Origin of the sequence: Altericroceibacterium endophyticum (assembly GCF_009827595.1) — a bacterium.
GTDB lineage: Bacteria > Pseudomonadota > Alphaproteobacteria > Sphingomonadales > Sphingomonadaceae > Altericroceibacterium > Altericroceibacterium endophyticum.
The window spans coordinates 482,219-495,329 of record NZ_WTYT01000002.1; the positions used below are offsets into that span (position 1 = coordinate 482,219).

Sequence of the window (13,111 nt, forward strand, 5' to 3'; positions counted from 1 at the left end):
GGATTCAAAAATGCTCCATCCGAACATTCAATAGGTCATTTGCGAACGCTCGCACGATCAAAGCTTCGAATTTCCCGATTAGCTGGTCCGGAACCTCGTACGCGCTACAATAGCTGGCAACATCATGAAGTGCGATCGGCTGCTTCGCGATCTGACGCTTTTGCTCCATTGGCTCGCGATACTCGACCCGGTTCTGGGGGTGTGAGACACGCTTGATGCTTTGAACTTCCCCCCGGTCTCGGTTGAAGGCGTTGTTCATTTCCGTCCAGAGCGAAAGTCGCTGGGCTTTCCCAGCGTAGATCGCGCGGCCGCGACTATCATGGAACACGTAAATCCCGTGCTTGTCTTCCAGCGCCGCTCGCAGACCGGTAAGATAAGGGTGTTCGTTGCCTTGCTCGTCCGCACTCTGGAACAGCTCCCAACGTGCGCCTCTGCGAGATTCCGTGCGGTCGACTTGCAAGAACTCGACAATCGGAACTACGGTTTCCGCTACCAGCCTGTTCTCTGACGCCTTCGCGTATTTCTCGACCAAGTTGACGACTTGGCGGGGGGTGAGTTCCTTGCCGCGATAGTTGCCCAATTGTGGTTGGGTAACACCGATCGCCCTTGCGAGGACCGTGTCCGTGACCGACTTGGTTCCCTTCGCTCTCATGATGCGCCGTTCAAATTCCTTGAGAAGATCGTCACCGTTCATTTCGAAAGCGTCTCCTACGAACACATCAGGCATCCAAAGTGCTGTCCCAACTCAGATCCATCATTCGAGCGACCAGGTCCCTCGAATTGCCAGGGTCTCTGAACACTAATAGATCCGCTCCCGCTGTGTAGTCTCTAAACGATGATTAATCGGTCATTCGCGCAGCCTGCCGAATCGAAGACCGGTATCTGCAGGGAGCCGAGTAATTAGGGCGCCGAATTCAGCATGGCTCGGAAGCGCTGAACCAAGTGGTAGATGCCAAAGCTGTTGGAAGGCTTTATCAGGAACCTGAACGTCACTCCGTAGTGCCGGATCAGGGCCTCCACCGTCGAACCGTTCTGATTGGTAACCAAAACCGAGCGCCCGTTTGAATGGAGCGGTGCGGTCATCCCACAATCGGTAGCCAATCCCACTACGGCGCGGCCAATTGGTAGCGAGAGATTACCGCCATAATACTTAGCCTCCGCGTGAGCTACTACATCGGCGTAAGAGGGGTCTTGATTGGCCCGGCGACAGGCTGCGGCGACAGAAGCGGTAAGCAACAGGAGGTCGAACTCATGCGCGATGGAGGAGGCGCCTCGAACCTTGACGCCAATGTGCGCCTCTAGGTCGACCTTGCCTGGCTTCGTGAGCCGGACGTGCGTGAAGTTGCCGGAGGGTAACCGTCCCGGCGCTAGGCGGAAGACCGCGTACGTCGTGGGGTTGTCCGACCGGTCGCGCAGTTCGGTGGTCCAGTGATCCGCAGACGCAGCCTGGACGAAAAGCGCCAGCACGTACCCCTCGTAGACGTCATGCGCGGCGCTTGCCCCGTTGTAGCCGAGCGTGGCGGCGGTGGAGAGCGCCGCCTGAATCGTCGACAGCATGCTAGACAAGGCCATCGAGGCGCCCCCTCAGGGCCGCGAACGTCGGCGCGTATCCGGACACGATGTCGAGCGCCGAGCGTCGCTGCTGGCCGCGCACCCGGTCGTTCTGGTCGAGGCCGATACTTTGCTTGGTCTCCACTAAGTCGCGAGCATCACCATCGGCGTCGGGGTCCGGCATGAAGACGATCTCATCGACCTTGAGCAGTTGCATGGTAGCGAGCTCCGCCTGCGCCAGATCGACCGTCACTGCCTCGGCGGCGTCGATTAACGCACGTGCCACTGCTCGGCTTGCGGTGGCAGGATGAATTCCCCCTTCGGCCTGCTCAGCGGCCCAGTCGAAACCCATACCCCGTAACATCGCGCGCAGCTCAGCGATCAGCCCCTCTACTTCCTCTTCGTCCATGACAGCCCCCGAACGTCAAAATCACCGCTCAAGGAACAATGCATACCGCAGTTCGAAGCGTGGTGAGGCGGCAACTTCTATGGTCGCTGCAATAGGTCTTCAATAACTGGTTTTTACGACGTGAAGCTGTCGCTGCCAGAGAATGTGAACGAAAGGCAGGAATCAGGTGACTGCTTGTTTCCCTCGAACGGCCGCTATGTTGGCGGCTGCCGACCCAATGCCGGTCGTTCGATGCAATGGCGGGAATGTCCGTTCACGCCGGGTTCGGCCGTTTGTAAGTCTGACAGCGGCCGATAACGTCCCGTTCAGGACGTTCCGTGCGGTTCAGCTCACGCCCGAAAGATTCCTTATATAGCGGTCGGCACCGACTTTCCGGATGATCGGTCTGTCGAACTCTCAATTGCACGAAGGCAAGAGGTGATGCGAGCAAGCCCAAATGCTGAGTTGAGGAGGCGCTGATGGTCTCCCATTGAAAGCTTGTGCCCCATCCCTTCATACTCTCCAATTAACTGGGTCTTCAGCGCCTCCCAATGAGCGACGACAATGTTGAGGATGGCGTCGCGCGAGTACAGGAAACTCGGCGGCTGGCTCACTGCGACGCAGTAGCTCTCGGTACCGTGGCTTGAGAAATGCCGGATGGTTGCTTTGAAGCCGAGTTCTCTGAACAGGCCCACTACCCAGTTCGGTGGAATGGGGATGGCTCTGCTCTCGGCCGCCAGCAGCGGATAGATTTCGGTGATCAGAATGATCCCGCGGCCGCTATGGCGGATCGCGTTCCAGCCGTCTTCTATCGCCTCGCACCAGGCGCTCGGATCGAGGACGTGCAGGACATTGGTGAGGAGGAAAACACCGGCCTCGATCCCGGTCAGGCTGGACCTGTCGTGCACTACGCTGACGGTATCGTGCGCTGCGGCGAGGCGCGCTAGTGGCGCCTCATTGGCGGGATCGGGGTCGTACAGAATCCATGAGTGATGATCCGTCGGAACCACGGATACGCGTTTCGCAAGTTCGGCAAGGGAGCGGCCTATCCCGGCGCCCCAGTCTAATACCACGTTGGGCGTGGGGGAAAAAGATCGGATCAGCTGACCTATCTGCTCGCTCTGGCGGTCCACATAGACGCTGCTTTTGGCGCCTACGGCCCCGCACTCGAAGTGTCCGCTAAGTGCAGCATGCACCTCAAGGTCGAGGGCATCGAGCACCATGGCCCCCGTCGCCAGCAGGGCGGCATCCTTGACGTCGAAGAGCCTGTAGAGACTGGCAAGCTTCGATCGATCGTCGCTCAGCAACGAGATCCGTCGCTGCACGGCGGGCTGGGAATGATACTTCAGAAGGCGTTGTGGCAGGTCACCGGGCCTCTCCGACCGTTCGACGTAATAGACCGTGTCGATAATCGTACCAAAAACGAGATGGGGGTGATGAGTGGACAGGATTGTCTGTCGACAATGCTGCTTGAGATGTTGGACGAGAACGGAGACCAAGGCTGGATGAAGGAAGTTCTCGATCTCGTCGAAGACGAACACCTCGGGCCTAAGCATCTCTGTGACGGCGAGAATTGTAAACAGAGATTTCTGACCGTCGCTCCAGTTTGGATAAGGGGAACTTGCACCCTCTCCCTGCGACAGCACAAGCTCTAGACCATCCTTGACAACGCGAAGCCCGAGACGCCCCTGTACGGCGCTGTTAAACGTCGAGACGAAGGAGGGGGCTCCCATACCGAACCAGTAGCCCTGCTCCTCGTCGACTGCGCCGACCGCACCGATCTGCCGTTGCCGGTAAATCGGCTCGACCATCCACCGATGCCGATCGAACTTTGGTAGTTGTGGGAGCGACGCAAGCAGGGCGCCGAAAATAATCAGACGGGCGTATTTTTCAGGCTGAGTCTCCTTAATCGTAGAACCTGCGCGCGTCCGTCCGAGTATACCGGCTGACCGCATGGTGGTGGCATGGTGCCGAGCACGGTAGAAGTTCGCGGCCTCTCCCGTTTTGTGCAAAACCCACCCGCGCGCGGGCAGGGTATTGTCCTCGTCATCGTCGTTTAGCAGGCTGACCAAAGTCTTGAGGATGAAACTTTTTCCGCCTCCATTCGGACCGCATAGGACGGTCACAGTGCCTTGGTTTCCGGGAGCTGGCTTTGGAAAAAGGATAGGGTTTATCCCGGCGGTGGCCGGCATCGTCAGCGATTCGATCATGTCATCGACAATCCGTAGATTGGGGAGCCCAGCAATCCGGCAGTTTTTCTTTGCCTACCCTGATTTCAATGATCAGGGCAAGCGAGAGAACCCTGCGGTCAGAACATCTACTTTACCTGGCTAAGCCCCCTATGATCTGAGGGTGATCTTCGAGCGTTGTAACCCCGTCGTTTTAAGAGAATATCTGGAAAACGTCGGCAGTCGGCTCCTAACCAAACCTGCCGTCCGACATGCCGCTTGGCAATGACAGGAATGTCCCAAGCCACGTCATTTGGACTTGCCGAAGCTAGGATGAATGAAGGGCAGGTTTCAGGGAGCTGTTTTCAGCAGTTGAATGACAGCTCTTCAGGCGGGTGCTGACCAGTGCTTCGAACTACTTCAAAGTCATCTGCTTTCTGACCGATGAGGCTCGAAAGCCACTGATCTCAACCAGCAACCCGATAAGCCGCACCCCATCCTTGGCATCGCGTATTTCATACGCTTATAGCTCCAGCCATGAGCGTCGCTGTATTCATCACTGTCGTCCTTGCCGCCGGTCTTCACGCAGTCTGGAATGCGATGGTCAAAGGTGGGAAGGACAAGTATCTCAGCACTGCATCTGTCGTCGTGGGGCAAGCGATCTTCGCGATACCGACGCTTTTCCTCGTGCCCGCGCCCGATCCCTCCAGCTACGCTCTGCTGCTTGCGGGAATTGTCCTGCACCTGGGCTATCAGTTCTTCTTGATGGCCTCCTACCGTGCAGGGGACCTCACGCAGGTCTATCCGCTTGCGCGAGGGAGCGCACCGTTGATTGTCGCCCTCATCTCCGTGATCTTTCTCGGGCTGACCCTCCAGCCAATCGAGCTGGGAGCGATCGCTATGATTGGCTTGGGCATCATGTCGATTGCCATGGCTGGAAAAAGCGACGGGCTGCACAACCGGAAGGCGGCCGTGCTTGCGCTCGTCACAGGCGGGTTCATCGCATCGTATTCCCTCGTGGACGGGCTGGGCGCCCGGCAAGCGGGTACGGCACTAGGTTACTATGGCTGGCTCACAATCGGAAATGCTCTGGCATTCTGTGCTATCACCGCCGTCGCGCGCCCCTCTTCCTTGAAACGTCTGCCTGTTGAAGGCCTGCGTTTGATGATCCTTGGAGGCGGCGCATCCTATGCAGCCTATGCGCTGGTAATCTGGTCGTTCACGCAAGCGCCTATCGCACTCGTAACAGCGCTTCGCGAAACGTCGATCGTGTTCGCTCTGCTGATCGGCGTATTCGTGCTGAGGGAAAAACTGAGTCTCGGAAAGGTAGTGTCTTCCATGATGGTCCTGGCAGGGATGCTCATGACGCGCCTAGGACGATCGAGTTAACAGCTACGTGGCGCTTGCCATCAGCTTTACACGTCTCTCTTGGCAGATATTCGACACAACGGTTCGGGTGTTTCGCGCTCCAAAGCCAAACTGGCGCAACCTACCCATGGACCCAGCCAGGGCTGAAACGGAGCGCAGCTTTCGACTGCTCATCTGAGCAAGCAGATGACCGCTTTTCAGGCGCTGCGGGCCCGCAGTTGGTTTCGTCAGAGTGTCGGCTTTCCTTTGTTGCCACGTTGATCGCTGCCTGTCTCGTCCCGGCCCAAAACGCGCCATAACTCGCCTCGCGAACGTCATTCGTCGAAGTTGATGTGAAGCATCGTCATAGCGCTCTCTACCATACCGCGCAGCGCACCTTCCTTTGGAGCATCGAGCCAGAACTGGACTGCTGCATGAATAGCACTCACCGTAGTGGCTGCGGCGAGTCGTGGGCTCAGGTTCGTTGCGGGATCGGTGTCGGTCCGTCGGCCGATCTCGGCTGCGATGCTGTGCTCAATCATGATGTCGGACTTGCGCGCCTCCGCCAGCAATGACGGCTCGCCGCGGATCAATCGTGCGCGGGCGATCCATTCGCGATCCGGCTCCTGTTCGAACAGCGCCACCGCGGCTTCACGAAGTGCGTCGTTCAGCGGTTCGGAACCGGGCCGAGAGCGCAGGATCTCGCAGAAACGATCCGCGCGGATCGTGGCAGTCCCGACGATCGCCGCCTCTTTGCTTCGGAAGTAATTGTTGAAGGTCCGCGGAGCGACATTCGCTTCGGCGGCGATATCCTCCACCCGCACACCCGCTACGCCGCGTTCGATCGCATGGCGCAGCGCGATTGCACTCAGTTGTGCGCGCGTCGCTCGTTTCTTGCGATCACGCAGGCCTTCGCTTGGCTTATCGCTGGTCATGACGCGGATATAACGCCGCGTCCGGAAATGTATATTCGTGCAACGGTTTCGAGCGGTCGGACTTCCAGCGCGACAATACGCCCGTCAGGGGGGAGGCGAGGAAGAGGTCGCGCGCAGCAATGCCGATTCTCGTCCGGGGCACGGTGATGCCGGTGAAGAGCTGGGATTGCTTAAGCTTCACGATCGGGCGCTGCGCTGCGGCATACCGCTCCAGCGCGGTCGGCGCGATGCCGCCCGCAGCCAGTTCGCCTGCGAGGCGGTAGGCTCCGGTTAGCGCAAGCAGCGCCCCCGCTCCGGAAGCGGGCGAAGCGCAATAGGCGGCATCGCCGACCAGCACGACGCGCCCTTTCGCCCAGCTTTCCATCCGCACCTGCGTGAGCGAATCGAAATAGAAGGTCTCGGCATCGTCTAGCGCATTGAGCATCGCCGGCACATGCCAGTCCATGCGTGTGAATGCCTCCCGAACAAGGCGCCGCTGCGCCGCCAGATCGCGGTAATGATAGGTCAGCGGCTGCGCGCTGTAGAACATGAAAGTCAGCTGACCATGGCCGGGCTCGGCGCGATACACTGCCGCAGATCGGCCGGGTTCGTTGCAGAAGGTCGTCCAGTGGTGCTCGCCGACCGGCAGGTCGGCGCTGACCGCGGCAAAATAGTGGTGCCGGAACTGGGTGAATTCGGCCTCAGGTCCGAATGCGATCCGGCGCACCGCTGAATGCAGCCCGTCGGCACCGATGATCAGATCGAAACGCTGTTGCTTTCCGCTTTTGAAGGTGACGTCAACGCCGTCGCTATCCTGCATGATCGACGCAATTGAATCGCCGAACACATACTGCACATCGTCGCGCGTGGCGTCGTAGAGTAATTCGCACAGGTCGCCGCGCAGGATTTCCACATCCTCGGAGCCGACCATGGCTTCCAGCCCCGCAGTTCCAACTCGGGCGCGCTCCCGATCTTCCGTATCGACGAACCGTAACCCGCATGTTTCCACCGCTCTCTCGCACACCTTGGCGCTGAGCCCCATGCGTTCGATGACCGCCAGCGCCTCGGCACGGATATCGACGCCGTTGCCACCGCTGCGCAGCCCCACCGCCTGCTCGACGATGGTGACGGCGAACCCCGCCCGAACGAGCCAACAGGCGGTGGCAGGACCAGCGATGCTTGCGCCGGAGATGAGAACGGTAGGTTTTGTCACAGGGCTACTCCAGAAAATCTCCCTGCCTAGAACACAAAAATGCGTATTACGCAATATTGCTTGTGACGCAATTTTGTGTTCATTGGGCTCTGGAGCGTGTGCTCCTCACCGAGTCGTTTTCAGCGCCGCGCCTTGCTCAAAGCGCGATGCCGGAACCCAGACAGCGTGGATGGCGCACGTGACCAAACCTTGCATCTTTCCCGCAAAGGAGCGGAACCAATGACAATCGAGTTCAGCCGTTGGCCCGAAAATTATGGCAAATCATTTCAGGTCACCAAAATTCTGGGTCTCGCATCCCTCGGGTTTGCCGACACCACGGAAATTTTTGAGGCCTGCAAGCGCATCGATCCAAACGACGACGCGACATGGGTCAGGGAGTGGCTCGCTACCGCGCAAGCAGTGGAAAGGCATGGCCGCGAAGCAGAGGCGGTCGGCAACTGGCTGTCCGCCCGCAGCGCGTTCAGCCGAGCATGCAATTACAATCGATGCGCAGAGTTCATGGTGCACGGGGACGATGCCGAAAAGGTTCGCCTCATCCGCAAGACCACCGAGCTGTTCGACGCGGCTGCGAAATATTTCGAGGTTCCTCCCGAGAAAATCCACGTCGACTATGAGGGCGCCAAGCTGGACGGCTATTTCTTCTCACCACCATGGATCGAAGAACCGAAGCCAACTTTCTTCGCTCTCAACGGCGGTGACGAGCAGACCACCGAGAATTATTTCAACCTTGGCCCGGCAATGATCGCTAGCGGGTACAACTTCCTGGTGTACGACCAGCCGGGCACCGGCCTTTCGCTTTATGAGAAGGGCAAGGCCCGGCGCGCCGACACCGAAGCGTTCCATTCGCGGGCGATCGACTTCCTGCTGACGCGGCCCGAAGTCGATCCAGACAAGATCATCGTCTTCGGTGAGAGCTTTTCGGGCTATGATTCATTGCGCCTGGCGTCGTTCGATCACCGCATTGCCGCAGTCGTCTCCGATGGGGGAACGCACAAATTCGACTGGGGCGAGATGCTCAAATGGATGCCCCCGAGCCTTGCCCAACACGGCCTGCGCATTCTCGGCGCGAAGAGCCTCGACGATTTCGCCAATGATCCCCGTTTCGCCTACGACCTCGAAGGCGTTCTGGACCAGATCCAATGCCCGCTGTTGGTCGTTCACGGCGCCGAGGAAGAGCTGGTGCAGCCGCATCCCCTGAAACAGGCTCTAACGAACTACGAGCAAGCCGGATCGAGCAACAAGACATTTGTCGCGATCGAGGATCGGCGTCTAGGAGGGCTCGAACATTGTCAGGTCGATAACAAGCATGTGGTGCACGAGGTCGTGTTGAACTGGCTCTGTTCGATTGGTCTTGGACCATCTGCTCCAAGGCCCGCAAACCGCTAATCAGCGAAAGCGTAGTGGCAGTGCAAATGCGCTGCCACTACGCATGTGGCGAGGCGACGCTTTCGAATGCCGGCGATGCTCTGGCTACCGGATAAGTCGGTTATTCGGCTGAGGTGGCCGTGCGAGCAGTTCACGCAGTTGTAGTCTGGTCTCAACACCTGTCGCGCGAAACACGTCGGCGGACGCGAATGATGAATCCATACTCACGCTGGCCATTTCGGCCATCGGAGAACTATCATGGGACATTCAGACCTCGACCCCGCCGTACATCACCGACGCCCTTGGAATGCAGGCATAAACGTTGGACCCAAGCGCCCGCTGAAGCCTCGCGATATCTGGGCGATCCATTTCTATCTGGACGAACACAAGCGTCTGCGTGACCGGGCCCTGTTTGATCTCGCCATCGACAGCAAATTACGAGGCTGCGATCTGGTCAAAATCAGGATCGGCGACCTGATGAGCGCAGGGTCATTTCGGGATCGCGCGACTGTCATCCAACAAAAGACAGATCGACCCGTCCAGTTCGAGATCATGACGGAAGCGCGCAAGAGCCTGAAGATATGGCTCGATCGACGCGGCGGGACCATTCGCGACTTCGTATTCCCAAGCAGGATCGACTATCTCGGCCATCTGAGCACACGGCAATATGCTCGTCTTGTCGACGAATGGGTTTCAACAATTGGCCTCGACAAACGAGAATATGGCACGCACTCGATGCGTCGGACCAAGGCAGCACTGATCTACAAAGCAACAGGCAATCTTCGCGCCATCCAGATCCTGCTGGGTCATGCAAACATTGAGAACACGGTCCGCTACCTCGGCGTCGACGTGGATGACGCCCTAACATTATCCGAACGAACGGAAATTTGACACCACCTCCGGCTTCCCGAGGTCGCAGGGAAGCCGGTTTTGTCTGATGAACGACCGGCAGGTATCGGGGCGCAGTTCTGATTCAATGAAGGTCTGCTTTGTTCGCGACTGCAGTCAGAGTCCATGGTTCGCCTAAATGTCAGCTTCGCCAATTCGGTCGCTCTGAGTCAGACAGTCCGCAGGTGGCCCCGTTGCTGAAGATTTCAGAACGGATCGTAGACGTGAACGATCAGACCGGGATCGCCGTCGTAATCGGCTTCGGTCAGCACCGAATAGCCTTCGCTGGTATAGATCAGAACCACGCATGTCATAAGCGTTTGGGCGAGGCTCCAGGCGAATTTCTGGGCGATGGGAAGCGACATGATCCTGCTCCTGTGTTCGGAGCGGGAACCGCCCCCGCTCGACAGGCGCACGGGCGGCCGTCGCGGGGCCGCGATCACCGGAGGCGCAGCTGGAGGCCGCAAGCTTCGCTTAGCGGACCCCCTGCGGGTTGATCGTCACAAGGCCATGCAGAGGCTAGGAGTAAGCCAAGGAGAGCGGGGCTGTACCCGCGGCATAATACGGAGAGCAGGCCAGCTTTCCATCGTGGCAACATCAGCAGTTCGCCCCAGAAAGGAATGACACCGTGTATATCGCCATGAACAGGTTCAAGATTGTGAAGGGTCAGGAAGCCGCCTTCGAAAAGGTCTGGTCGGACCGCGACAGCCATCTCGACGGCGTGCCGGGGTTCAAGGACTTCAAGCTGGTGCGCGGTCCCGAGCGCGAAGATCATACGCTGTATGCCTCGCACAGCGTGTGGGGGTCCGAAGAAGCGTTCAGCGCCTGGACCCGGTCGGACGCGTTCCGCAAGGCGCATGCTCAGGCCGGCGACAACAGCGCGCTCTATCTCGGCCATCCCGAGTTCGAAGGATTTACGGTCGTGCTCGGCGGCGACTGACCAAACAGCATGCAATGCAGGCGGCGCTCACGCGGCGCCCTTTCGAAAGTCGAATAGCGGGATACCGAGTTTCCGCGCCTTGTCGGCGAGGTTGTCCTGGATACCGGTGCCGGGGAACACCACGGCCCCAATCGGCAGCACTTCCAGCATCGTATCGTTGCGCCGGAACGGCGCCGCCTTGCCGTGGCGGTTCCAGTCGGGCTTGAACGCGACCTGGCACACCTTGCGATTGTCGGCCCAGCACGCGGCAATGCGCTCGGCACCGGACGGTGCCTCGCCGTGGAGCAACACCATATCGGGATGCTTGGCATACACCCGGTCCAGCGCGGAGAAGATCGCATCGGTATCGTTGCACTCCTTGCCGCCGGTGAATGCGATCTTGGTGCCGGGAGGCACCGTCACTGCGGTTTCGGCACGGCGGCGGGCGGCAATGAAGTCGCGGCTGTCAATGACCGCTGCGGTCAGCGCGCGGCGGTTGACGAGGCTGCCGTGGCGCGGGCGCCAGGCCGATCCGGTGTGCGTGCGGTAGAGATCGCAAGCGATGTCGCGCATCAGTTCGTGCGTGTCGCGCCGTTCAATCAGCGTCAGTCCCTGCGCCAGCAGGTTCTCCAGTTCGACCGAGGCGACCTCGGACCCGTCCTGCTCGCGCTGTGAGCGGCGTTGTGCCTGTTCGTTGTCGTCGAGCTCGCGCTCGACGCGTTCGGCGGAACGGTGGAACAGGTTGACGGAGGACCAGAGCAGGTCGTCGAGATCGGGCTCGAGCCGGGTTTCAGCCAGCGTCCCGACCAACGCATCGAAGATGTCGGCGATGGCTCCGGCAATACGGTCGCCGTCGGGGAGCGGTCGCGGATCGGGTTCCTCCTGGTAGCGCCGAAAGCCGTAAAGCTGCAATTCGTCGAGAATGTGCGCGGTTTGCGATTGGTCGTGCGGGTCTTCGCGATCGGTCATGGCGGTTGCTCCGTTTTCGAAGACCACGCCTCTCGCGGCCTTCACGGGCGAACAGAGAGCGGGGGCGGAACGGGCCGACACCTGAAGGGCCGCAGCGCCAGTGAAGGACGGCGGAGCGCGGCTTTCTTGCTGCGCGAGGAGCCGCGTAGCGGCGGGGAAGAAAGCCGCACGCAGCCGTTGCCGGACCGGGCCGGCTCCGGTTCTCTCGCCCGCTCTGGAAGGCTAGGGCGTGGCTCTTGAGAGGAATGGAGCCGCCACGTCCAACACGCGGCTACCCATTCTGCTTTCCGGTCATCAACCGATGAAGCGTTCGGCGTCCTCGGGCATGAGCTGGATGCGAAGATCGGCCCGCATGGCTTCCGTCCCGAATTGCCTCAGATCGTCGTTGAAATCGCAGAGCCTGGCATCGAGCGGAAGCACGTCAATCCCGGCTTTAGAGGCGCGTGATGCAAGGTCATCGTATGCACCATGACCGGCAGGGTCGCTGTCGCGAGCGATATAGAGACGCCTCAGCACGGACGGGAACTCGATCGCCGCGAGGTGGGCGGCAGATGAGGCGGCGATCATCGACATGGTGGGCATGATCTGTCGGAGCGAAAGCATCGTCTCGATTCCTTCGCCGGCGATCATCGCTGTGCCCGATGGCCTGAATCGCGCGCCATGACCGAGCAGGTCGCCCATTGCGCGGCGCGGGGTCGCGATGTTTGCTTTCGATGTTCCGGACGGATCGAGCCACGTGCGGTGCAGACCGGTCAGCGTGCCGTCATTGTCGCGCACCGCTGCAATCAGCGCCGGGAACGCGTGGGGGGTGCCGGGGAGATCGTCCCGGTCGGCGCGATACCAGCAATTGGGATGGAAGCGCAGACAGCCGCAGTTTCTCAAGTCTGCGATGCCGCGACGCCGCAGATAGGTCTCGGCGAGCGTGCCATGGATCGACCGCGAGATCGCCCAGAGCCGCCGCGCGGCCTCGGACGAGCCGGTGGGCGCCGAGGATCGTTGCGTGGTTTGGCGAGGATCGGGAGCAGGCAGCGACAGGAAGTGCCGCGCCTCTTCGAGCGTTTCGGCGAGCGAGCCGAGCCGCCTGTTCGCGGCGATTAGGTCGAGCAAGTCGCCATGCTCGCCGGTGGCCGCATCGGTCCATTTGCCGGCCGCGCCCTTGCCGCTCTCCGGACCAGTCAACCGCACGAACATGCTGCGGCCCGGCGTGCCTTCGACATCGCCGACGAGCCAATAGCGTCCTTGGCGGTGACTCTCTGGCAGGTAATGTCGGCAGACGCTCTCGGCGTTGCGCGCAAGTCGCCGCGCGAGGTCGGATGCCTGGTGCATCGCATCCTCCTTGACAGAAAGAGGGTCCGCCGGGGATCGGCGGACCCTCGAAGTGAGCAGGTC

General features: G+C 60.1%; 13 protein-coding genes. 4 read left to right on the plus strand and 9 right to left on the minus strand.

The window, feature by feature from the left end:
- Positions 1–4: 4 nt before the first annotated feature.
- From GRI91_RS06250 to GRI91_RS06265, 4 genes are all read right to left on the minus strand, one after another.
- Entirely contained in the window at positions 5–694 is a 690-nt protein-coding gene (locus GRI91_RS06250) for a GIY-YIG nuclease family protein (RefSeq protein ID WP_160735750.1), read from the minus strand.
- 206 nt (positions 695–900) lie between these two features.
- Positions 901–1,557 (minus strand): hypothetical protein, encoded by a 657-nt coding sequence (locus GRI91_RS06255; RefSeq protein WP_237437692.1) that lies wholly within the window; start codon positions 1,555–1,557, stop codon positions 901–903.
- A 1-nt stretch (position 1,558) separates the two neighbouring features.
- Positions 1,559–1,960 carry a hypothetical protein gene (locus GRI91_RS06260; protein ID WP_160735752.1) on the minus strand — a complete coding sequence of 134 codons (402 nt, stop codon included), beginning with the start codon at positions 1,958–1,960 and terminating at the stop codon, positions 1,559–1,561.
- A gap of 347 nt (positions 1,961–2,307) precedes the next feature.
- Positions 2,308–4,149 carry an AAA family ATPase gene (locus GRI91_RS06265; protein ID WP_160735753.1) on the minus strand — a complete coding sequence of 614 codons (1,842 nt, stop codon included), beginning with the start codon at positions 4,147–4,149 and terminating at the stop codon, positions 2,308–2,310.
- 495 nt (positions 4,150–4,644) lie between these two features.
- On the opposite strand from GRI91_RS06265, the gene GRI91_RS06270 reads away from it, so the two are divergent.
- Entirely contained in the window at positions 4,645–5,496 is an 852-nt protein-coding gene (locus GRI91_RS06270; RefSeq protein ID WP_160735754.1) for a DMT family transporter, read from the plus strand.
- A gap of 293 nt (positions 5,497–5,789) precedes the next feature.
- Here GRI91_RS06270 and GRI91_RS06275 read toward each other — a convergent pair whose 3' ends face one another.
- Together GRI91_RS06275 and GRI91_RS06280 are read right to left on the minus strand one after the other, a co-directional pair.
- Positions 5,790–6,389: a TetR/AcrR family transcriptional regulator gene (locus GRI91_RS06275; protein WP_160735755.1), complete on the minus strand. Its 600-nt coding sequence runs from the start codon at positions 6,387–6,389 to the stop codon at positions 5,790–5,792.
- Positions 6,376–7,581, minus strand: coding sequence for an FAD-dependent monooxygenase (locus GRI91_RS06280; RefSeq protein WP_160735756.1), 1,206 nt, complete (start codon positions 7,579–7,581; stop codon positions 6,376–6,378). The genes GRI91_RS06275 and GRI91_RS06280 overlap by 14 nt, the downstream gene beginning before the upstream one ends.
- 219 nt (positions 7,582–7,800) lie before the next feature.
- Between GRI91_RS06280 and GRI91_RS06285 the strand changes: the two genes are divergently transcribed.
- Together GRI91_RS06285 and GRI91_RS06290 are read left to right on the plus strand one after the other, a co-directional pair.
- Positions 7,801–8,967, plus strand: a complete 1,167-nt coding sequence (locus GRI91_RS06285; RefSeq protein ID WP_160735757.1) for an alpha/beta hydrolase family protein — start codon at positions 7,801–7,803, stop codon at positions 8,965–8,967.
- A gap of 237 nt (positions 8,968–9,204) precedes the next feature.
- A complete protein-coding gene (locus tag GRI91_RS06290; protein ID WP_160735758.1) occupies positions 9,205–9,837 on the plus strand; it encodes a tyrosine-type recombinase/integrase in 633 nt (210 codons plus the stop codon).
- A 203-nt stretch (positions 9,838–10,040) separates the two neighbouring features.
- On the opposite strand, the gene GRI91_RS15870 is transcribed toward GRI91_RS06290, so the two are convergent.
- Positions 10,041–10,199 (minus strand): hypothetical protein, encoded by a 159-nt coding sequence (locus GRI91_RS15870; protein WP_202385481.1) that lies wholly within the window; start codon positions 10,197–10,199, stop codon positions 10,041–10,043.
- A 263-nt stretch (positions 10,200–10,462) separates the two neighbouring features.
- Between GRI91_RS15870 and hmuQ the strand changes: the two genes are divergently transcribed.
- Positions 10,463–10,774: a heme-degrading protein HmuQ gene (gene hmuQ / locus GRI91_RS06295; RefSeq protein WP_160735759.1), complete on the plus strand. Its 312-nt coding sequence runs from the start codon at positions 10,463–10,465 to the stop codon at positions 10,772–10,774.
- A gap of 27 nt (positions 10,775–10,801) precedes the next feature.
- Here the strand turns inward: hmuQ and GRI91_RS06300 are convergent, their stop codons facing one another.
- Together GRI91_RS06300 and GRI91_RS06305 are read right to left on the minus strand one after the other, a co-directional pair.
- Positions 10,802–11,722 carry a DUF2493 domain-containing protein gene (locus GRI91_RS06300; protein WP_160735760.1) on the minus strand — a complete coding sequence of 307 codons (921 nt, stop codon included), beginning with the start codon at positions 11,720–11,722 and terminating at the stop codon, positions 10,802–10,804.
- Positions 11,723–12,016: 294 nt separating this feature from the next.
- Positions 12,017–13,048, minus strand: a complete 1,032-nt coding sequence (locus GRI91_RS06305) for a DUF7146 domain-containing protein (protein WP_160735761.1) — start codon at positions 13,046–13,048, stop codon at positions 12,017–12,019.
- Positions 13,049–13,111: the final 63 nt, after the last annotated feature.